Source organism: Anaerocolumna sp. AGMB13025 (assembly GCF_029689925.1).
GTDB lineage: Bacteria > Bacillota > Clostridia > Lachnospirales > Lachnospiraceae > Anaerocolumna.
Genome location: NZ_CP121445.1, coordinates 1605605 through 1626367, shown reverse-complemented (window position 1 = coordinate 1626367; position 20763 = coordinate 1605605). Strand labels below are relative to the sequence as shown.

Sequence of the window (20763 nt, the reverse complement as noted above, 5' to 3'; positions counted from 1 at the left end):
CTTTTATTAATAACCTTCCCGTCATATTGCCGCTTCTGCGGTATTTAGGATACTAGAGAAAGAGGAAGAACATCCAGAACACATGGAACAATCCCCGTAACAGGCACTCTTACCCAGTCCTTTGTCATATACAATCTTAAGAACACAATCGTTAAAAGGAATAGTAACCTGCTCTTTGCTGTTATCAATCCCTATCTGTTGTCCCTTAAATTCAATATGCACCGGTACTTTTACGAAATCCTCCATCAGACCCGGGCGTATTACAGAAGATATTACTCTCTTTTCACCGCTTCTTGTATTTGAAATCAGAATATCCCCTGAGGTGGCAAGTCCTATTACTTTTCCCTCTGTATCAAATTTAAGTGAATTATTATCCGCATCCACTCCTACTGCATCGGAATCATAGACTTTAATCAAACCAGCGTCCGTATTTACATATATCGGTTCTGCTGGTTCTAAAGATGCCAGGGAGCCGTTTTCATACAATTTAAACCCATTCCTTACAGCGATCCGCCCGACGGAAGTATTAAGCTCTATTACTTCTCCCGGCCACAGAATGAGGCTCTTTAAACTGCCGTTTGGATAAAAACGCAACCCACTTATTTTTGCTTTAAATTTACCTATGGGTAAGTCAAAATCATAAACCTCCGCCAGTCCCCCTTCTTCCTCTTCAGACCAGGAAAAACTGATTTGACCATTTAATGGAAATAGGCTGTATATGGAACCATTTTCATAAAAGGTAATCAATTCAGCCTTAAAGGTTCCCACTGAGGTGGTTATACCCGTCTGTTCTTCCAGGGATATGCTCCGTAGTTTTCCGCTCTTATAATAGGACAAGGCTTTCGAATCTTTTCTTCTTATTCCGGGATTATTAAACTGCGGTACAAGGTACCCGTATTTCGTTGGTATGATATTATAAGCACTTAAACGGCACTTTTCAATCCTTCCGTTTTCGTAAGCCGTATAACTGGTTACTCCCTTTAGTCCGTATTCAGCAATCGTTTCCATCTTGCATCCTCCTTTCAAACCGGCCAGTAACCTGACGCAGGCCGGTAAGTATATAACTCTCTTTTATTTTCCTTTTCCACCATCCGGGATAAGAACGGCAATACTTCCACCGCAATACTGCCCTTATCTGCTTTTATCTCTCACATAAATCTTGTGCACAACCATGGCATATGACAGGGCTGCTTGCTATCCCATCGGATGGAATATTTGCTCGGTCTGTACTGCATTTTCCTTGGCAGTTATTGCCTCTGTCCTAAGCCGATAAACAGCTACGGCTCTGCCATCCATGGAGGAACGGTATTTATCAATTAGTCCCCCCGTCAGGGTATGGTCATAAAACTTCGGCATAAATTTATCCACCAGTTTTTGCAGGATTTCTGCGGCTTCCTTCACCTCTGTAATTTTTTCCGTTCTGCCAAATATCATTACACTCATATAAGAAGTATCCGCATGACAAGGCATGGGATCTTTTACCGTGCCATATTCTTCATATACCGTAAAGGCTGCCTTAGGATTTTCAGACAAGATATCAACTTTTTTACCAGAACCCATACCGTGAAAGCAAATACACCCCTCATGCCATACAAAGTTTAGGGGAAGGGCATAAGGATATTCCCCGGCGGAGAGTGCCAGAATACCGGTTCTGGCGTTAAATAAGAATTCTTCAATCTTCTCCTGATCGGTACATACTCGTTGTTTATAGCGTATCGGCTCCATTATAGTTTTCCCTCCTCATACATATATTCCAGGCGTTCTAAAAATGCTGTCATCCATTCATTGTCCTTAAGGATATATTCCGGGTGAGAAAGTAATTCTTCCTCTGTCTGAATATATTTATCAGGGACCAGTTCCTCTGCACAATTTTTCGTAAGCCCCTTAATAATCTCTAAGGTATTCTCAAGGTGATACTGAAAGCCAAATATCCGTGTTTTATAGACAAAGGCCTGATGGGCACAGGCATCATTCTCTGCCAAAAGAGTGGCTTCTTCTGGCAGAGAACTAAAGGTATCTCCGTGCCACTCGAATACCACGGGGGCTTTTGGAAAATGTGAAAATAAGAAAGACTCCTTAGCCTCCCTGGTTAACCGTACCGGATACCAGCCTATTTCCTTACAGGTATTCTTAGTGACCTTACCGCCAATACAATCGGCAATTAACTGTCCCCCCAGACATAAACCAATTAAGACCTTACCGTTTCTTATCGCTTCTTTTATAAACATCTTTTCCTTTACCAGCCAAGGATACTTATCTTCTTCATATATGTTCATGGGTCCTCCCATAATAACCAGCCAGTCAAAATCTTTCTGTTCCGGAAGGCTTCCCTCCAAAAAAAATTCCGTACTGGTGACCGTATAACCCTTCTCCCTGGCCCAGGTCAGAATACTTCCCGGATTTTCAAAGGGCACATGCTGCAGATAATGTAGTCTCATGTCGTTCATTCCTTTCTGCCATAAGGCTTAAAGCAGCCTCCTGTAACCCTTCTTCGATTCCATTACAGGTAGTATAAACACCGATACCGTTATTCTTTAATTCCAAGGCAGGTGCGGTACCGATTCTAAGACATACCACTTGGTCACAGTCCTTAAGGAGTTTGATCTTCTCCTTAAGCTTACCCATATTTTCCCCGTTTTCAGCTCCATTACAGTATTGGTCTGTCTTCCTGAGTTCTAAGAAGACAGCTTTCTCGTCTAGATAATCATAGATATAAAACTGTTCTGCATGACCAAAATGCTGATTTATTATAAATCCATCCTTTGAACAGACTGCAAACCGCAGGTTACCTATTTTTGAATCAATACTGCTATTGCTGCTCTCTGCCATTTCTTTTACTTCTTGTGTAATCATAAAGATACTGGTAGATAAATCATTTTTCAACGTACCTACCGCATCTGCCCGGCACTGTTTGCAATGATACATCTGAGGTACAATGCTTTCACACTCTTTGCGTATCCGGTTCAGTTCCTTATTCGTTACCCCTTCCATAGCTTCAAAAGCGCTTTCCTTTACTGGTATTAAAGGAATAATATTAGTAAGGCTTACTCCCCATTCCCTTACAACTCTGGTTATGTCTTTCACCTGATGGTCGTTGATACCTTTTAACAAAACGATATTTACTTTTACTACAACTCCCATAGCGGTCAGATACCGGATACCGGTCTGCTGATTTTGCAGTAAGATAGCCGCCCCCTCTTGACCCTTATAGATTTTCCCAAGATAGTTGATATGGTTATAAATCTTTGCTCCGGTTTCTGTTTCTACGGTATTAACCGTTACTGTTACATGGCTGACTCCCAGAGATATTAAGTGGGCTGCATAAAACGGCAGCATAAGTCCGTTGGTGGAAAGACAAAAGGTGACGTCTTGGTCTATTTGTCTTATTAACCTGAGGGTTTCCTCTACTTCCAAAAAATTAGCAAGGGGATCCCCGGGACCTGCAATACCGGCAACCGTAAGTCCTGTAACCTCTGCTTTTGCCTTTTGATACCTCGTTACTGCCTGTAAAGGTGTAAGTACCTTGCTGACAACACCTGGTCTTGATTCATTGCTGCAATCAAACTTCCTGACACAATAGTTGCACTGGATATTACATTCTGGTGCAACGGGCAGGTGGATTCTTGCATTGTTCGAGCCATTGCAATGAAAACATGGATGTGTCAGCGTTTTTTCTTCTATGGTACGGGTATTTAAGTTCCTTGCTACGTTCATTCAATCACCGCCTTTATGCTTTCCTCCCGGTAAACCCCAATCGGTACTATCCAGTCAACTCTTACAGTAGATACACCGGCATAATTCCGACCCAGGAGGAGGTTAATCAGATCCCTTACCAAACATTTAGCACCCACTCTTTGTTCTTTTTATGTTCCATATCAGTAAAAATAGTATTGGCTATCTGTTCTGCCAGCCATATAGCACCTTCATAGCCTACAATTGGATGGCGGTACATTCCAGCACGGTCATATACCGGAAATCCAACCCGGAACATTGGTATATTATAATCAATTGAGGTAAATCTTCCTTTTGAGTGTCCCAGGATAAGATCCAGTTCCAGACCTTCATTTTTAATACGGTTCTCCAGTTCCCAAAGGTCTGCGTTGGTTATAATCTCCATGTCAAAACTTACGTTTTCCGTTAATTCCTTAATTCTTGGGTCCGAAGGGTAATTGGAATTGTCATCTCCAAGCAATAACAAAACAGGCTTCATCTCTAGATCCAGACAAAACTGCGCCAGTCCGATGACTAAATCGGCACTGCCATATATGGCAACTCTTTTACCGGCAAAAAACATATGGGTAAGGTCTGTTAAGGCATCCAGGGCTATTCCTCGTTCTTTGACTAGAGAAGCCGGTATAGGCTTTCCGGTCATTTTACTCACATTCCTTAAAAAGACATCGGTATTTCTTATACCAATCGGTGTCGGTCCCACTACTGCCGGAACTTCAAACTCATCTTCCAGATACCTGGCTGCCTTTCCGCCTTCGTACCGGTTCAGTGCAATCGTTCCTATTGCATTTGCTGTAGATGCCAAATCTTCTACCGTAGTATTTCCATGGGATACATGATTTCCGTCCGGCATAAGGGGGGAATCAAATTCTTCAATTTCAAACAAAACGGTTGCCTTAACCTGCATTTCACTAAGAAGGTGCTTAAGGGCTTTTACGTCTCCCGGATTAGCCCAGCCGGTAATTAGATTGATTTTGTCATTAGGTTCTGTTTTCTTTGCAAAATAACGTACAAATTCCTCTACCGCTACATCATACCCGCTTACCATACTGCCTTTAAAACTTGGAGTGTGGATTGGAATTAAATATACTTCCCTGCCGGCATATTTTTCTTTTAGTAGACCGTTATTTAACTTTCTTACAACACCGTCAATATCATCCCCAATAACTTCGGTGGAACAGGTGGATATAATAGGGATTACTTTTACATGGGGGTAGCGCATTAACAATACGTCTACTGCTTCTTCCACACGGTTTAAGGCTCCGAATACGGCTCCGTCTTCATGGAGTGAGGAGGAGGCAAGTTCAAAACTTTCTTTAAAATGCTGGGAGAAAAGCAGACGGACAAACATGACGCAGCCCTGACCTCCATGGACAATCCCGATACAGCTTTTGATTCCGATACTGGCATACTGTGCGCCACAGGGCTGACAGGTAAATATGGGATTTATAACACCGGCACGTTCTTTTCCTTTTATTTCACAAGACATAGGTTTCACTCCTTTCTACTAGTAAAGCGGGTCGGTAAGTTCTAAATTAAGAGAGCCTTTTATGGTTAAATAGTCCATACGCTCTTTCAGTCCCTGCATAAGCAGCTTGATGTCTGCTTTCTCCATGGTATTAATCCAGGAATACCTCTGTTTAAAAGCGTCCGCCAGGCAAACCGCATCTACCCAGTGGCATTTATCCGCCGGTGTATTCGTTTCCACTGGCTCATCACATAAAATCTGCATGGTCTTCATCAATATTCCTTCATTCTGCTTTTCCCTGTCCCAGGCGCGGGAGTGGAACTGCCAGAGGCAATTTTTCATAATATAATCCACAAGCTGTTCAATCCTGTCTTTCATAATTCCCTCTCATTCCGCCGCCACAGGCGGCATTTATAGTTGTTTCTTTACACAGCATTTAACTTCTTGGTTAATACCATTTCCGGATATTCCTTTTTACGGATATCGGCAAGACAATCATATTTGCCGGAATATTCTCTTAAGATGGTTGAGAAGGTTGCCTCTTCACTTAAATTCTTATCAGAAAGAAGATTTTGTGTCTGAAAGCCGTTGTCGGGGATTTCATCCTTGGTAATATCCATAAGAGCCAGTTGATGCACCGGAGAATATATTGCATTATAGATATCTCTTGCAAATCTTACCCAGCCTTCAAACCCTTTCCAGGGACCGTTATGGTAGGCGTGAGCATTGAGGTAGGGAACCCTTATCTTTTTGGCTACTTCCCCGGGACGTTTTCCGGTAAAGATTATATCTGGTTTTAACATCTCCATGGCTTCTAAACCTTCCAGTTCATTAGGATCATCAATGGCTAACGCTCCCTCTTCACATCTTGAGATACCTTTTTCCATATCTCCTTGATGACCGAACTTGGTATATACCGAAACCACTTCCACTCCCATCTCTTCATGGATGGCATGAGCCCAATGCCAAAGTTTGGAGCCACCGGGCCAAAGACATACTTTTTTCCCTTTCAGCCGTTCTTTATACCAGTCAAGTTCCGGTTTCCATTTGGCAGTTTCTTCGTCAATGATTGCCTGTGCCCTGTCTTCGATTCCAAAAAACAGACCGATTTTTCGCAAGGAATTGGATAGGGCTTCAAACCCGAATCCATCGATATCAAGCCTTGGTGTGCCGTATTTTACCCGGAGTTCATTACAGATATATTCCGCAGAACGGGCACATTCCAGAACATTTAAATGGGCTCCCTGCATGGATCTTAAATCATCGTAGGAACCATTACCGGTAAAAGTGGATAATACCTGGATTCCCATCCGTTTAAAATAATCCATCATTACTTCCTGATCGCCCTGAATATTATACTCACCAACATAATTGATAACATAATCACTGGTAATCTTAGGTTCCACGGTTCCGACCTTTTGTTTTATCCAGGCTATATTAATCTTATGATGTCCACCGGATTGACTGGGTCCTCCAAAACCGGGGGAGTTACAGACAAAGATATCTACTTCCGGCATTTCCTCCATGACTTCTTCGGCTATGGCATTTAGATCATCACCAATCAACGCAGAGGCACAGGTTTGATATATGGTCATACGTTTAATCTTTGGAAATGCTTTAAATGCTTCAACAATATTCTGTTTTAACAGTTTCTCCGCTCCAAAGATGATGTGTTTTTCCTTCATATCCGAGGCATAGGTGTATTTAAGCTGAAAATTATCGTTATCACTGATATACCGTTTGGTCTGCCAGGTATCGTAGGTACAGCCTACCGGTCCATGGCTTAGATGAATAACATCTTTCATGGGTGTTCCAATTACGTGCTTCGCTCCGCAGTAGGCACAGCCTCGCTCCGAGATAGTGCCGGGAATTGTGTTTAGATATCCCAGGGGCAATGCATCGGTCAGGTCTTCACCATGACCCTTTATGACTGCGTGTTTCTTTCGTTCCGGTATGCATTTGCTGCATTCAAACTCATGATATGGCATAAATGATTCCTCCTTTACTTGATTGCTTTTTCCCCTTGTTCATTGGTCCTTACGGTAATGGCATCCTCTATGGGACAGACAAATATCTTGCCGTCACCAATCTGCCCTGACTGGTTATGCTTTATAATGGTTTTTACAATAAGCTCTGTATCTTCTTCACAGGCTACAATCGATAACAGCCTTTTTGGTATGTATTCCATGTACTTTTTGCCGACGGTTTTTCCCTGTTCAATAATCTCTGGCCGAACCTCAATACCAAGCTCTGATGCGATTCCCTTTTGCTTGCCCCGACCAAGTACTGAGATTGCCGTCATACTAGGAAACCCAAGACTCTCTAGGGCTTCCTTGGTTGCCGTTACTCTTTTGGGTCTTATAATTGCAACGATCTCATTCATAACAGCCCTCCTTAAAGTCCGTCTTCACCGGTACGTACTGTATATACAGCATCTACAGAGGAAATAAATATTTTTCCGTCCCCGTAATTGCCGGTATATGATTTATACTTAATGATTTTAACTATTTCCTCTACCGATTCATCTTCTACTACCATCATAATCATGATTTTAGGGAATTCATCATAGTGAATGGTACCAATGGTCAAACCTTTTTGTTTACCCCGGCCGAATACATTGATTTTGGTTAATGAGTAATGTCCGTCCTGTGCAAGTGCTTCCGTTACTTTGTCCGCAGCTTCCGGACGTACAATGGCTCTGATCATTTTCATGGGATACCCTCCTTTTTAATCTGCGATTCCGTATTTTACAACCATCGCTTCCAGTTCATCCATTTTTAAAGGTTTTGGTATAACAAAATTCGTATTCTCAATAATTTTCCGTGCCAATTCTCCGTATTCCTTAGCCTGATTACATTCATCATCATAGTCCACTACGGTTTTCTTGTTAAATTCTGCTTTCTGAACGATATTATCTCTGGGTACAAAATGGATCATACGAGTTCCGATTGCTGCTGTAAATTCCTCCAAAAATTCCGCTTCCCGGTCAACTTTACGACTATTACAGATCACACCGCCTAGACGGACACCGCTTTGTTTCGCGTACTTTAATAGCCCTTTGCAGATGTTGTTGGCGGCATAAATTGCCATCATTTCGCCAGAGGCTACAATATAAACTTCCTGTGCTTTACCATCACGGATTGGCATAGCAAATCCGCCGCATACAACATCACCTAATACATCAAAAAATACAAAATCCAAATCCGGTGTGTAGGCATTGTTCTTTTCCATAAGGTCAATTGCTGTTATTACGCCACGTCCGGCACATCCAACACCTGGTTCAGGACCGCCGGACTCAACACAACGGATATCCCCATAACCGGATTTTACTACTTTTTCCGTAGTAATTTTTTCTTCGCCTTCTTCTCTTAGCATATCCATTAAGGTCTGCTGATTCATTCCCCCAAGAATCAAACGGGTAGAATCTGCTTTCGGATCACATCCATGGATAAATACTTTCTGATCATAAAAATGGGCCATAGCTGCTGCCGTGTTCTGTTGTGTGGTTGACTTACCAATGCCACCCTTGCCATAAATTGCGATTTTTCTTGTCATTCTTAGTTCCTCCAATCGTTTTTTTATATAAAGAAAGGAGTTTAATCCATATCAGCCAGGCTGAGTATAGATTAAACCCCTTTTTTATCACTAAGGTTTCTGTTTTTATTACCAGGGGTTTCTATAAAAGGACGCATACCGTTCCCGTATCAGGACCCCTTTGTCAGAATTAACGTTTCCCATTGAAGGGAGGATTTAATGTTAACAGAGTGTTATAAAAACAGGCATTATTAATTGGGTTACCGAAAATGTTATTACTAGCATATAGCACTTAAAGTTATTGCTTATGCCCTCAAGCTATGGAGTTTCTTAAATTAATAGTTTATTTATCGAATTCATTAATTATTCCGCATAATCATTATTGTTATCTTTTGTCACATCGTATTTATTCTATTTGTTTCGTTTCTTTATGTTTGTTACATTATGATACTCTGCCAACCACAAAATGTAAATAGGTATACTCAACAATATTTATAAAAATCCTACCCTGTTTTTGTTTATTTATTACAATTATCAGATATAACACAGCTTAACCAGCATGTGACAAAAGTGACAAACATGACAATACAGGTCTATTCGTAACTATACTTTGATGGGCTTTGTTTTTATTTTTAGCATGGATTTATGAGATTCTAGAATGAGAAGGAGAACAAAAAACACTACCTTGTCGTATTAGCGATAAAGTAGTGTAGAATTCATGTCTGGCTATAATTCTTTACCAAGCATAATAAGATGAAAGCCTTTTTCATAGGCATTGGGTTGTATCCCTATTACACGAAAACCATTTTCAAGATACCACGTATAATCAATACGGTCACAGGTTAGTTCTTCAATTGCTTTCGGAATATTCTCTATTTCCTTACCATGAATATTAAATCCAACCGAGCTAATTCCACTTCTGAATGTCATATAACCTTTGTCACGGGCATACACCTGGGCTACCTCAAACAATTCCAATAGCTTATGTTCCAACTTAAATGTACCGTTATCATCAAATCCACTGCACTCAAGGTCAAGTGCTTTATATCCAATTAATTCTCTGCATAAAATCCAGCCTTTAGGATGTTCTGTATCTTCGCCAAGATACCAGCCTATGGTTTTGATACTCTCATCAATATTACTCAATTGCGAGTAAGCACCGTTATAATCCCACCATTCTGGTTTTATTGTACTCATAAGACGGGCTACTGCTGGAATAGCCGCCGATGTTAATTCATATACATTCATATCTGATATACTCCTCTGCTTGTCTTGTACATAAAACTATTTATTTATTTTTATTTTTTATTTAAATATGTTATAATTGAAAGGGTGTCAGTAAATTATGACATCAAAACCATAATTAATTTAGTCCTAGTATAAATTTCATCAATCATTTGTTTTAATATAGGATTTATTTTATCTTTTAATAATGATAAAAATAATTATCATAAATGTAATCTTAACGGAGGATAGCAGGATGGAGAATGACTTATTAAGCGCACAGGAAGTTGCAGATATACTAAAAATTGCCAGAAACACCGTATATGAGCTTATTAAGCGGGGAGAACTTTCTTCCTCCAAAGTGGGAAAACAGGTCAGAGTGGACAGGCAGGAAGTGGAAGCTTATCTAACCAGAACCAAAAGCGTAGATTCTAAAAAGCTCCTTCTCTCTACCCAGCAGACAGCCAGAGCTACAGTCACTCAGACATTTAACCAGACCTTAGAGGAAGGTCCGCGTATGAATGAATTGATTATATGCGGTCAGGATTTGTCTTTAGACATACTGGCAAATCATCTGAATACTATGTCAGATACCTTGCAGATTTTCCGCTCTTTTATGGGCAGCTACAATGGAATTTATGCCCTGTATCAGGGCCGTGTCAATGTAGCAACCGCTCACCTGTGGGACGGTGATACCAATCAGTACAACTCCACCTATGTAAAAAAAATGATGCCTGGTATCCCAGCAAGAATTATTCGTATCGGAAAGCGGCAGCAAGGATTTTATGTACAAAAAAATAATCCAAAAGGTATTACTGGCTGGGCCGATCTTAAACGGAACGATATCACCATCGTTAACCGGGAAAAGGGAAGCGGCACCAGAGTCTTACTGGATGAGAAACTTCGTCTGATGGGGCTTATCGGAGATTATATTGAAGGGTATTTCCGTGAGTGCAAGTCACATCTGGCAGTGGCCACTACCATATCCAGAGGCGGTGCAGATGTAGCCATCGGAAGCGAGACTGGCTGTAAAAATATCCCCGGAATAGAGTTTATCCCCCTTCAGACAGAATGCTATGATCTTATTATCCGTTTAGCCGATGCTGAAAAACAGCCTTACCGCATGATTCTTGAAATTCTGTCCTCCGAAGCCTTTAGAATGGATCTTGAAAGTATCGGTGGTTTTGATACAGAGGAAACCGGAAAAATTATTCCGATTTAAGGTTCCTTTTTTTCGTCAAAAGTATTTTCCTTTACTCCCGGTAATACTTGATAAACTGAGGTTCCGATTAATTTTTCGAAATGTTCTTTTATTTCAAAAACGCGGTTCCATCTCGCTACGGTATATTCATTCACTCCATATCGGCGTGTCGTGTCTACAAACCGTTTTTCCAAAAGGCAGAAACCAGTAGCCAGCGCTAAATTATCACCTAACTGAACTAACAGGTCATAGTCATCATATCTGGCGGAGGCCACAAAATCTCTCATAAAGATATATTCCTCTTCCGGAACATCCCATTTTCCTATGGAGGTCTTCGTATCCTGTATCATAAAGGAATGTGTGATGCAGATTTTAGCTGTGTCTTCCCACCCTTTTGATTTGCAGTACTTATACCCCTCTATGAGATGACGTTCCGAAACAATTCCTACCCTGCGGCCGATATCATGCATCAGCCCCAATATATAAGCTTTTTCTTCATCCATCGTATCCGTAAGCCCGGCAATGATCTGACAGGCTTTGGCAACATATCTGGAATGACCGATCCAAAGTCCCGGATTCATCCGCCCTGCATTCATTAACTCTTCTTCTGCAATATGCCTTGCTGGGTATTTATCATTCACTATAAACTCCAATCCGTGCGCTTATGCGCACTTTTTTTAACACACCTATAATCAGGAGGTTGAAACGGCATTTAATTTTAACTTACCTTCGCATATGTATTAATACACTTATAGAAACCCACCAAGTTTTATGAAATTCCTGGTGGGTTTATGGATTTTTACATTAGTTTTATTTTTCTATAATGGTTTATATATGTTAAGTTCACCCGGTTTCTCCTGAAATTCGCCAAGGGCCGGTACCAGTTCTTTAAAATGCGGTGCTTCCATATGGAGTTTTAAGTGTTCATCACTTTCCCATTCTTCTAAAAAAGTAAGAACCTGAGGATTGGCAGTATCCTGATATAAATTATAATGCAGACATCCGGCATCCACTTCATTGGTCGCCTTCACAAGTTTTCTTGCTATCGCTATATATTCTTCAAGCTTATCCTCTTTAATATAATTCTTGGCTACGATTTTAATCATCTTTTCTCTCCTTAATAGTCGTTATTTAATATTGTTTGTCTGAAAACAATTAGGCTATCAAACCCTAACCCATTATTATTTATTACTTGCCTTACACTTTACCTTTTTATTGCTTTATTGCTATTGCAGTTGTGTACCTTACCCATTCCATTTCTCATAATGCACTTTTTCCGGCTTATAACGGTCGGTAAATTCATTCATCTGACCGTCCGGATAACCAAGCGCCACTAAAGCAAATGGTTTTATATATTCTGGAAAATGGAACATATCAATTAAATAGTCTTCCGCAGCTTTATTTGTGGCTACTCCCATCCAAACCGCTCCCAGTTCTAACTGCACTGCCTCCAAAAGAATATTTTGCATTGCTGCACTTAAATCCTGGGGCCAGAACGTATTATGTCTTAACTCTTTACAGTTTGCTATAAGTACAAAGGTAACAGCCGATTCAGCCGCCGGCTTAGAATAAGGGGTCATACGTCCCAATTTCTCTAAAGCTTCCTTATTCTCAACTACAATAAACTCCCAGGGCTGCTGATTACCCGCAGAAGGTGCCTGCATGGCTGCTTTCAGTAACAGATCAATTTTGTCTTTTTCCACAGGTCTGTCTAAAAATTTCCGGATACTTCTACGGTTAAAGATTTCTTTCATTGCAATACCTCCTGAATGTTATTGAGATCCTCTTGGTTACTATTTCCATTAATCTTTTATCTCAAATCTTTATATTGTGATTCTTAGCTTTGCGCTTATCTTTTGTCTCTTGTCTTTTGTCTCTTTCTTTTACCCCTATGACTTTTATATCTTCTTAAAGCGAACTTTCTGCTTACCCTACCATATTTATTTTTAGAGGTCTGAAAGGACTTAGAATATTTTACCACTCCAATACTCAATATATCATTGCAGTAAGTCTATGTCAATGTATAAACTCTGGTCAATCTCCGGTCAAACACACTGTTGACATCACTGCTTTGGTTATAAAACGATATCTTTAAAACTAACTAGATCCATTTACCCATTAACACACGTAAGATCATATCTGGTCAGATGGCAAGATCTGCTGCTCTTTTCAGTGCTACATCTATATTGTCACAAAAATTCTCATTACCGATTCTTAACAAGAACCCGGCTTTTTGCATCATGTGGAGGGGCTGTTCCTGGACATGGGATAAAATCAGGGTAATCTGTTTCTTTTTACATTTTCGTGTAATTTCCTCCAGCGCATGAAGCGCGGTTACATCCATAGCCGGAACACTTCTCATCCGTAAAATTACCACTTTTATATGAGCATCCAGTGAAATATTCATAAATTTATCTGCTGCTCCAAAGAACATGGGACCATTAATTTCGTAAACCAGAGTGTTTTTTGGTACCTTTCTAAACCGGATACTTTCGGTATCGTTGAGTTCTTCCTCCTCTGAATCCTCATTAATATAATGCCAACTCTGAACATCGGTAACGTCGGCCATCCGTTTCATAAATAATACTGCCGCCATAACGATTCCAACTTCAATTGCTACCACCAGGTCAAAAGCAACGGTTAAAACCAGTGTAGTAATAAGAACGAGTATATCACTCTTAGGGGATTTTCTTAATAAGGTTATGAATTCTCTGAAACCGCTCATATTATAGGCTACCATAAATAATATGGCAGCTATGGCCGGCATAGGAATCAGCGCTGCATAAGGCATTAATACGACGAGAATAAGCAGCAATGTAACCGCATGGACCATACCAGACACCGGAGTCCGTCCCCCATTCTTTACATTTGCAGCGGTTCTTGCGATGGCACCGGTAGCCGGTATACCCCCAAATAAACCGGAACAGATATTACCTGCACCTTGTGCGATTAATTCCATATTGGAACGGTGTTTGCTGCCAATCATGCCGTCAGCCACCACACAGGATAATAAAGATTCAATACCGGCTAATATAGCAATGGTAAAGGCATCCGGCATTACCCTTCCTATGGTACTAAAGCGGATATCCGGTATATGCAGCATTGGTGGTTTAGCGGATAATTCGTATAGACTTCCTATGGTACCAACCGGAAGGGCGAATACTTTTACCAGAGCAGCTGCTACAATGACTGCAATTAAGGAAGCCGGTATTTTGTCTGTTACTTTAGGCCACAATAGTAAGACTGCTAATGATATTATACCAATCAACAGCGCCATAAAATTGATGGTTCCAATCGATTCAAAACAGGCTTTTACTTTTTCCAAAGTTTCTACGGGTGAAGTTTTAAGAGTTAATCCTAAGAAATCTTTAATTTGTCCGATAAAGATAGTTACTGCGATACCTAGTGTAAAACCAACTGTTATCGTATCCGGTATGAAACGGATCAGACTGCCAAAACGCAGTAAACCAATGATAATTAAGATAATACCTGCCAGTATAGTCGCTATGATAAGACCTTCCATACCGCTTTTTGCTACAATTCCTGCTACGATCGTCGCAAAAGCTGCGGTGGGACCAGCTATCTGAACGCGGCTGCCTCCAAGAAAGGATATGACAAATCCTGCTACAATTGCCGTATATAATCCTCGTTCCGGGGTTACACCCGATGCCAGAGCCAGGGCAATGGATAGGGGCAGGGCGATGATTGCTACGATAATTCCTGCTATTACGTCTTTAACGCATTGTTCCCTGGTGTAGGTTTTCATAACCGAAAACAATTTTGGTTTTAACTTTTTCATTACAATGATGCCTCCATGTTTTTTGTGTACACTATTAAAAATAATAAGCCTATCACTTTTGTTTTTCAAGTAGAAAAATGAAATATTATGAAGAAAAAGGGGTAGCGGTACACTTTCCTAGTGCATCATGACAAACTGTCCGGCATCGCTTATTATACCTGATTATACCTATCGTGGGATTGAGGCAGAATCTCCTGTAAAAACAAATTGCCACATATTGATACTTTGCGCCTGAACAAATCGATCAATAATTAACTGCCTCACCGCGATATGCGAGTTATAAAAGTGTATTTATATGTAATAGGGCCCAATTTCCTCTTGCATAAAATAACCCCTGTTCTGCCACCTTATATCAGAACAGGGTCAACTTTATCCTTTATTCCTTCTTTAGACCAGTACACTCTTATTAATTCAGACTCTGGCACTCATCAAATTGCTGGAGGAATATCTTCTTAGTCCCTTATAGAATATATAATATGCCAGACAGATAATACCAACTGCAAATGCCAATACCATCAGAAGCTGCTTAAACTGAAAATGAATAATTATCTTAACCGGCAGATAAACCGTAAGACCGATGGGAATTACAGAATACAGCATAAGTCTTACAACTCCTTTAAAGATTCCATCCGGATAAGTAGACATATTAATCATTACCCCGATTAAGTTCCCCGACAATAAATCCCCCTTCACAATCCAAAAAGAAAGGCTTCCGGTTATTACTGCAAAGGAAGTAAGTATGATTCCCCCGGATATAGTTAAGACGGTAAAAAGGATAACGTTAAGGATACTAAACTTAAATACGCACAAAATAACAAACCCATATAGTAAATCTCCTATTGCTGAGGTACTGGTGCCGGAGATGATAACTCCAAGGAGCACATTTTTGGGCTGAACCAGAAAGGAATCCAGTTTGCCATTCATAATCAAGTCCGGTAAATCAAAGGCTTTGCGAAAGAATATATTGGCAAATCCAAAGGTACTTGCCGCCAGCCCCCACAATACTAAAACATCCCCTACTTTATATCCACCGATATTATCTCTTAGGTGAAATAGCAATAACCACTGTACAATAAAGATTGCATTATTTAACATCATAAATAAAATATTCGTGACAAAGGTAACCTGATTGGTCATTTCCCGCATGATATTATATTTTACCGATAAAACCATTACTTTTAACTGATTCTTAACCTCCGTTAACATTTAACCTTTTCACTCCTCTCCTGAATAAGCCTGACAGAAAAAGCACAGTGACCACCAGATAAATAAGCTGTGTCATAACTACCTTCACAAACATTGCCATGGAAAAATCAATTATTAGTTTCGCAGGTCCATATGTCACAACATAAATCGGTGTAAGCCGGATTACTGGTTGAAGCCATACCGGAAATACCTCGATAGGAAATAAAGTTCCCACTACCAGAATTAGTTTGTCGTAAATCCAGTGAAACGGAGTGGCGTCCTCTATCCAAAAAGACAAGATACTAATGCTGATTCGTATTAAGCTGTTAATTATTACACCCGCGAAAGTTACAATAACCATGCAGGGCAGGTACCTAACCTGAAAACTTGTAAGTTTTCCTACAAATAATAATCCAATCAGTATTCCGATTCCGGAGAACAAGAAAAACTTAATGGTTATTTCGCCCAAATGCCTGGCCGCAATATAAAACATATAGTTATAAGGTTTACCTATTCCATATGCAATGGTGCCGCTTTTAATATCATTACTGATTTGATGGGTCAAAGTTCCATTCCTGGTACCAAACCACATTATTTCTGTAATAATTACGTACCATACCATCTGACTCATGGTATATCCGCTGATTACAGTTTGAGGACCTGAATAAATATACTCCCATAAATTAAGGAATACAAAAAGGATTATAAAAAAGCTGATAAACCCAAGAATTATATTCATGACATATTGCAGGTTTTCGATTAAAGTTGCTTTATAGATATATAAATATTTTTTCATTGTACTCCTTCCCAAAATAGCCCTTACTTACGATGCATCGTCTTTATATATCTCTGTTATAATATTTACTGAAAGGCATCGTTTTTATTAATCTTTGATATGGTGTTTACAGCAAGGCATCATCTTTATATATCTCTGTTATGATAGCTTCAAGGGGCACGTTGGATATATTAATATCCAGTAGATTATCTCCATCGAAAAAGGAAAATACATCCCCTATTTTTTTCCTCGTAGTATCTACTTCCAGCTTAATATTGCCGCCCTTACTTTTTAAGATGGTTATCCCTTCCTCTTCTTTTATCTCAGCTGCTTCCTTTAGTTTTACTTCTATAATTTTTTTGTTAAGATAGTGGTATTTTATATTCTCCATTGTGTCATCCAAGACAATCCGTCCGTGGTTTACTATAATAATCCTTTTACACAGTTTTTCGATATCTCCGATATCATGACTGGTTAAGAATACGGTGGTATTATACTCTTTATTCATTTTCCGTATTAATTCCCGGATGTTTTCCTTTACCACAGGGTCCAGTCCGATGGTTGGTTCATCCAAAAATAAAATCTCAGGTCTGTGTATCAAAGAAGCTACAATTTCACACCGTATCCTCTGCCCTAAGGAGAGATTTCTGACCGGTGTATTGATAAATCCACTAAGTTCGAAGATATCCATTAATTCCTGTATCCGGTTCTCTGCCTCCTTATCGGATAAATCATAAATAGCACTAAAAAATTTAAAGTTATCATATGGTGTCAGATGGGTCCACAACTGCTCCTTCTGCCCGAATACAGTACCGATTTTGTAAGATAAATTTTTTCTTTTCCCCGTTGGGTTAATATCCATTACTGTCATTTCGCCTTGATCCGGGTATAGTATTCCGGTCAGCATCTTAATTGTGGTACTTTTTCCAGCTCCATTCGGTCCGATAAAAGCTAACATTTCCCCTTGTTTTACATCAAAACTGATATCATCCACGGCTTTTACGGTTTTGTACTTAGGCTTTATAATAGATTTTACACTTCCACCTAAGCCCTTTTCTTTCACCTTTACCCGAAAGGTCTTTGACAGTTGCCTGACTTTTATTGCCTCCATCTTTAATTCCCCCTGTCTTATTAACAAACTTTTAACCTAACAAAATACTATAATAACTGCTTCCCGGGCAGCTTTTTAAGAGTAACAACAGCTTAACGAATCCTATTACCCCTGAGTGAAAGACAGCACGTCTGCTGTGGTTTCTAAATAAGATTGGTTTCTAATTTAGTTTGGTTTCTAATTTAGTTTGGTTTCTAATTTAGTTTGGTTTCTGATTTAGTTTGGTTTCCAATTTAGTTTGGTTTCCAATTCAGCCTTGAATAAATAAAAAACCGCCTTGGATAACATTTTCAATAAATGAAAAGTATTATTCAATGCGGTTTTAATATAATAAATCAATTCCTAACCGCATAGACACAAATGAAATGCTCCATCTGTATCTATGCTTATCTTAGATACAGATTTAACATTCCATAAATAGCGGGTGTCTAATGACGGAAATAAGAATTGATTGATTCATGTTGTTTTCTCCTAAAAATTGTTATTTCGGATGAGTATATCATATCGATTGGTTTTTGGCAATAAATTTTTATTTTTTTCTGACAAATATATTCTGTATACCTACTTGCATATTTTTCAATTCTTGCGTCAAATTGACTTTTGATTATGACAAACCTGATTATATATCTTGAAACAAAGATTAAAACTTTTATTTTGGTAGAATTTGTTATCCATATATAATATAATGATTTATATTATTTACTATACTATTGTTGATATATTAAATTCTTCAACTTTATATAACGAGGTGTTTCAATGATAAACTGTGGAATTCTTTGTGCAATGGAAAAAGAGTTAAACCCATACTTGCAAGCCCTTAAGGATAAGAAAACAACTATGGCAGCTAAGCTGACATTTCACCAGGGATCTATAAATAATGTGTCCATTGTAGCAGTCTACTCCGGTGTGGGAAAAGTTAACGCCTCTATTGCAGCTCAAATTTTAATCAGTAAATTCAACGTGGATTATATTATTGTATCAGGAACAGCTGGGGGAATGGCTGCTGGTGTTAATGTTTTTGACACTGTAGTGTGCACGGAAGTTATCTGTCATGACACTGACAATGATATCTATACCAAGTATCATCCATGGATGAAAGAGCCAAAGTTTTACTCGGATGCCAAGCTTATTTCATTAGCAAAAGATGCGGCAAAAACTCTAACTCAGGCAATACATTTTGGATTAAGTACAACAGGTGAACTTTTTGTAAATTTAGAAAAATCAGAGGCTTTATGCATCGAAATGGAAAATGCAGCTGTAGCACATGTCTGTTTTGTAAATAACATCCCTTTCCTTGCTGTCCGTTCCATTTCAGATAATAATGTTGAAAATGGACAAGATGCAATTAATAGAAATTTTGAAAAAGCTTCCTATCAGTCTTATGTTTTAGTGAAAGAAATCCTTACGAATTTTAAATGAAATTGTTTAGGCTAAAATGGGGGTGCAATTTGAAAAAATACTGCTTAATATGTACAATTATTACTATTACACTGTTCCTTGTTTCCTGCGGTAATACCAGTAAAAAGCCCCAATTGGTACAAAAAGAAAACTATGATTTTAATATTAACACAGCCACACAAATGATTGAGGAGGGAGAAAAAATCATAAAGGATATCTCCCTTAAGGATACGGTTTCAAGAGAATCGTTCAATCAATTTTTAACTGATATGAATGATGTATACGATGGATATGAAGATGTCCATTGGGAGTATATTTTTTTCAATAATAAAGAAATTGATGACAAACATGTAAAAGAGCTTCATCTGAATAAGAATAATTTTTATCCAACCAGTTATCATAAGGACATTGAGGTTGTATCCGCTAAAGTAACCAATACGTATTATCAGGAGAAGTTCTTTAACCACAGCTTATTAACCGTAAGAGAAGAATATTCCGGCAACGACAGTAAATTAAAAGGCTGGTACAGAGAATACCTATATGAGAAAAATGAAGATGAAAAATGGATTTTTTATGGCTTTGGTGGTGAGATGAATTTAGCTGAGGATGGTTTCGTCCTGATTATCTCGCTTTTAAATAACTTTAGGTAAAAAAAATAATGAAAACTTTATTAACTTTGACTAATTGCTTTCAATATGTGATACAATTACCTAAAGCTTTGTTCTAACTATTTACTTAATGTTACTATGAAAAGTTTTTACTATACTAAATTTAGTAATTGTAAAACTATTTAGTATTCTAAATATACACTACAATTAGTACGAATTTCATAGCTTCAGTCGCCCTCTGGGCAAGATTCAGCTCTGAAATTGTATTAATTGCATGGTATATAGATACAATAGTAGAGTTTCGCAATTACAAAACTATACTAAATAAAAGTGAGGATAAGACCATGAGCTATGATTTAGGTTTCTGGAAATATAAAGAAGATATATACGGAGATAATCAACTGGTATATGAACATTTAAGCGAAGGTGAATATATTGAGGATATTGAAGAATTACCTGTGGAGGAAATTCTGGAACATATAGCGGAAGCATTTAGCAGCTGGGAACGTTCCGGTAAATATGATTTTGAGACGGAATATGACGGTTTATTTCAGGTTCAAATGACAAGCCAGTTTGTTCGGTTTGACTGTTATAGTATGAATGAAAAAGATATGAACAAATTTATAGATATTATGGATAAATATGATTGCCCCTTATATGATCCCCAGATTCCCCAGCGATTTGACGAAGAGTAAGCAGACTGTATTAGATTATAATCTTTTTGTCGGATA

At 38.9% G+C, this 20763-nt stretch carries 23 protein-coding genes; 4 read left to right on the top strand and 19 right to left on the bottom strand.

The genetic code is table 11. From position 1 onward, the window contains the following. Window positions 1–21 precede the first annotated feature (21 nt). From QA584_RS06660 to QA584_RS06605, 12 genes are all read right to left on the bottom strand, one after another. Window positions 22–1008: a membrane-binding protein gene (locus QA584_RS06660; protein ID WP_278273731.1), complete on the bottom strand. Its 987-nt coding sequence runs from the start codon at window positions 1006–1008 to the stop codon at window positions 22–24. Window positions 1009–1194: 186 nt separating this feature from the next. Then, window positions 1195–1725: a pyridoxamine 5'-phosphate oxidase family protein gene (locus QA584_RS06655; protein ID WP_278273730.1), complete on the bottom strand. Its 531-nt coding sequence runs from the start codon at window positions 1723–1725 to the stop codon at window positions 1195–1197. Beyond that, window positions 1725–2438: a type 1 glutamine amidotransferase gene (locus tag QA584_RS06650; RefSeq protein ID WP_278273729.1), complete on the bottom strand. Its 714-nt coding sequence runs from the start codon at window positions 2436–2438 to the stop codon at window positions 1725–1727. Before QA584_RS06650 ends, QA584_RS06655 begins: the two co-directional genes overlap by 1 nt. Then, entirely contained in the window at window positions 2404–3714 is a 1311-nt protein-coding gene (locus QA584_RS06645) for a NifB/NifX family molybdenum-iron cluster-binding protein (protein ID WP_278273728.1), read from the bottom strand. The genes QA584_RS06650 and QA584_RS06645 overlap by 35 nt, the downstream gene beginning before the upstream one ends. Then, window positions 3711–3836, bottom strand: coding sequence for a hypothetical protein (locus QA584_RS06640; RefSeq protein WP_278273727.1), 126 nt, complete (start codon window positions 3834–3836; stop codon window positions 3711–3713). Before QA584_RS06640 ends, QA584_RS06645 begins: the two co-directional genes overlap by 4 nt. Then, on the bottom strand, window positions 3830–5218 hold the full coding sequence (anfK, locus tag QA584_RS06635) for a Fe-only nitrogenase subunit beta (protein WP_278273726.1): 1389 nt from the start codon (window positions 5216–5218) through the stop codon (window positions 3830–3832). The genes QA584_RS06640 and anfK overlap by 7 nt, the downstream gene beginning before the upstream one ends. Window positions 5219–5236: 18 nt before the next feature. After that, on the bottom strand, window positions 5237–5575 hold the full coding sequence (gene anfG, locus QA584_RS06630; protein ID WP_278273725.1) for a Fe-only nitrogenase subunit delta: 339 nt from the start codon (window positions 5573–5575) through the stop codon (window positions 5237–5239). Window positions 5576–5622: 47 nt separating this feature from the next. Further along, a complete protein-coding gene (gene anfD / locus QA584_RS06625; protein ID WP_278273724.1) occupies window positions 5623–7185 on the bottom strand; it encodes a nitrogenase iron-iron protein, alpha chain in 1563 nt (520 codons plus the stop codon). 14 nt (window positions 7186–7199) lie between these two features. Next, entirely contained in the window at window positions 7200–7580 is a 381-nt protein-coding gene (locus QA584_RS06620) for a P-II family nitrogen regulator (protein WP_278273723.1), read from the bottom strand. Window positions 7581–7591: 11 nt separating this feature from the next. Next, on the bottom strand, window positions 7592–7909 hold the full coding sequence (locus tag QA584_RS06615) for a P-II family nitrogen regulator (protein ID WP_278273722.1): 318 nt from the start codon (window positions 7907–7909) through the stop codon (window positions 7592–7594). A gap of 15 nt (window positions 7910–7924) precedes the next feature. Beyond that, the gene (gene nifH / locus QA584_RS06610) at window positions 7925–8752 is read right to left on the bottom strand and encodes a nitrogenase iron protein (RefSeq protein WP_278273721.1); all 828 of its coding nucleotides are present in this window, start codon (window positions 8750–8752) and stop codon (window positions 7925–7927) included. A 705-nt stretch (window positions 8753–9457) separates the two neighbouring features. After that, window positions 9458–9979, bottom strand: coding sequence for a hypothetical protein (locus QA584_RS06605; protein WP_278273720.1), 522 nt, complete (start codon window positions 9977–9979; stop codon window positions 9458–9460). A gap of 232 nt (window positions 9980–10211) precedes the next feature. Between QA584_RS06605 and QA584_RS06600 the strand changes: the two genes are divergently transcribed. Next, entirely contained in the window at window positions 10212–11177 is a 966-nt protein-coding gene (locus QA584_RS06600) for a helix-turn-helix transcriptional regulator (protein WP_278273719.1), read from the top strand. Here QA584_RS06600 and QA584_RS06595 read toward each other — a convergent pair. The 7 genes from QA584_RS06595 to QA584_RS06565 form a co-directional block, all read right to left on the bottom strand. Further along, complete coding sequence (locus QA584_RS06595) at window positions 11174–11752, bottom strand: HD domain-containing protein (RefSeq protein WP_334306024.1); 579 nt, start codon at window positions 11750–11752, stop codon at window positions 11174–11176. The two genes, QA584_RS06600 and QA584_RS06595, sit on opposite strands and share 4 nt — an antisense overlap. 222 nt (window positions 11753–11974) lie before the next feature. Beyond that, on the bottom strand, window positions 11975–12262 hold the full coding sequence (locus QA584_RS06590; protein ID WP_278273717.1) for a putative quinol monooxygenase: 288 nt from the start codon (window positions 12260–12262) through the stop codon (window positions 11975–11977). A gap of 138 nt (window positions 12263–12400) precedes the next feature. Continuing rightward, the gene (locus tag QA584_RS06585) at window positions 12401–12910 is read right to left on the bottom strand and encodes a nitroreductase family protein (RefSeq protein ID WP_278273716.1); all 510 of its coding nucleotides are present in this window, start codon (window positions 12908–12910) and stop codon (window positions 12401–12403) included. Between the two features lie 389 nt (window positions 12911–13299). Beyond that, the gene (locus QA584_RS06580; RefSeq protein WP_278273715.1) at window positions 13300–14955 is read right to left on the bottom strand and encodes a SulP family inorganic anion transporter; all 1656 of its coding nucleotides are present in this window, start codon (window positions 14953–14955) and stop codon (window positions 13300–13302) included. A 411-nt stretch (window positions 14956–15366) separates the two neighbouring features. Next, on the bottom strand, window positions 15367–16161 hold the full coding sequence (locus QA584_RS06575; protein ID WP_278273714.1) for an ABC transporter permease: 795 nt from the start codon (window positions 16159–16161) through the stop codon (window positions 15367–15369). Further along, window positions 16145–16936: an ABC transporter permease gene (locus tag QA584_RS06570; RefSeq protein WP_278273713.1), complete on the bottom strand. Its 792-nt coding sequence runs from the start codon at window positions 16934–16936 to the stop codon at window positions 16145–16147. Before QA584_RS06570 ends, QA584_RS06575 begins: the two co-directional genes overlap by 17 nt. 106 nt (window positions 16937–17042) lie before the next feature. Beyond that, window positions 17043–18026, bottom strand: coding sequence for an ABC transporter ATP-binding protein (locus QA584_RS06565; protein WP_278273712.1), 984 nt, complete (start codon window positions 18024–18026; stop codon window positions 17043–17045). A gap of 783 nt (window positions 18027–18809) precedes the next feature. On the opposite strand from QA584_RS06565, the gene mtnN reads away from it, so the two are divergent. From mtnN to QA584_RS06550, 3 genes are all read left to right on the top strand, one after another. Continuing rightward, window positions 18810–19445 (top strand): 5'-methylthioadenosine/S-adenosylhomocysteine nucleosidase, encoded by a 636-nt coding sequence (gene mtnN, locus QA584_RS06560; RefSeq protein WP_278273711.1) that lies wholly within the window; start codon window positions 18810–18812, stop codon window positions 19443–19445. 29 nt (window positions 19446–19474) lie between these two features. Then, window positions 19475–20074: a hypothetical protein gene (locus QA584_RS06555; RefSeq protein ID WP_278273710.1), complete on the top strand. Its 600-nt coding sequence runs from the start codon at window positions 19475–19477 to the stop codon at window positions 20072–20074. Between the two features lie 302 nt (window positions 20075–20376). Then, the gene (locus QA584_RS06550; RefSeq protein WP_278273709.1) at window positions 20377–20727 is read left to right on the top strand and encodes a hypothetical protein; all 351 of its coding nucleotides are present in this window, start codon (window positions 20377–20379) and stop codon (window positions 20725–20727) included. Window positions 20728–20763: the final 36 nt, after the last annotated feature.

Coding starts and splice junctions, on each gene's coding strand:
- anfK (WP_278273726.1), bottom strand. CDS start 5,218: ATGTCTTGTGAAATAAAAGGAAAAGAACGTGCCGGTGTTATAAATCCC.
- QA584_RS06645 (WP_278273728.1), bottom strand. CDS start 3,714: ATGAACGTAGCAAGGAACTTAAATACCCGTACCATAGAAGAAAAAACG.
- QA584_RS06590 (WP_278273717.1), bottom strand. CDS start 12,262: ATGATTAAAATCGTAGCCAAGAATTATATTAAAGAGGATAAGCTTGAA.
- QA584_RS06620 (WP_278273723.1), bottom strand. CDS start 7,580: ATGAATGAGATCGTTGCAATTATAAGACCCAAAAGAGTAACGGCAACC.
- QA584_RS06660 (WP_278273731.1), bottom strand. CDS start 1,008: ATGGAAACGATTGCTGAATACGGACTAAAGGGAGTAACCAGTTATACG.
- QA584_RS06605 (WP_278273720.1), bottom strand. CDS start 9,979: ATGAATGTATATGAATTAACATCGGCGGCTATTCCAGCAGTAGCCCGT.
- QA584_RS06580 (WP_278273715.1), bottom strand. CDS start 14,955: ATGAAAAAGTTAAAACCAAAATTGTTTTCGGTTATGAAAACCTACACC.
- QA584_RS06565 (WP_278273712.1), bottom strand. CDS start 18,026: ATGGAGGCAATAAAAGTCAGGCAACTGTCAAAGACCTTTCGGGTAAAG.
- QA584_RS06570 (WP_278273713.1), bottom strand. CDS start 16,936: ATGAAAAAATATTTATATATCTATAAAGCAACTTTAATCGAAAACCTG.
- QA584_RS06575 (WP_278273714.1), bottom strand. CDS start 16,161: ATGTTAACGGAGGTTAAGAATCAGTTAAAAGTAATGGTTTTATCGGTA.
- QA584_RS06595 (WP_334306024.1), bottom strand. CDS start 11,752: ATGAATGCAGGGCGGATGAATCCGGGACTTTGGATCGGTCATTCCAGA.
- QA584_RS06655 (WP_278273730.1), bottom strand. CDS start 1,725: ATGGAGCCGATACGCTATAAACAACGAGTATGTACCGATCAGGAGAAG.
- QA584_RS06650 (WP_278273729.1), bottom strand. CDS start 2,438: ATGAGACTACATTATCTGCAGCATGTGCCCTTTGAAAATCCGGGAAGT.
- QA584_RS06550 (WP_278273709.1), top strand. CDS start 20,377: ATGAGCTATGATTTAGGTTTCTGGAAATATAAAGAAGATATATACGGA.
- QA584_RS06600 (WP_278273719.1), top strand. CDS start 10,212: ATGGAGAATGACTTATTAAGCGCACAGGAAGTTGCAGATATACTAAAA.
- anfD (WP_278273724.1), bottom strand. CDS start 7,185: ATGCCATATCATGAGTTTGAATGCAGCAAATGCATACCGGAACGAAAG.
- QA584_RS06615 (WP_278273722.1), bottom strand. CDS start 7,909: ATGAAAATGATCAGAGCCATTGTACGTCCGGAAGCTGCGGACAAAGTA.
- nifH (WP_278273721.1), bottom strand. CDS start 8,752: ATGACAAGAAAAATCGCAATTTATGGCAAGGGTGGCATTGGTAAGTCA.
- QA584_RS06585 (WP_278273716.1), bottom strand. CDS start 12,910: ATGAAAGAAATCTTTAACCGTAGAAGTATCCGGAAATTTTTAGACAGA.
- mtnN (WP_278273711.1), top strand. CDS start 18,810: ATGGAAAAAGAGTTAAACCCATACTTGCAAGCCCTTAAGGATAAGAAA.
- anfG (WP_278273725.1), bottom strand. CDS start 5,575: ATGAAAGACAGGATTGAACAGCTTGTGGATTATATTATGAAAAATTGC.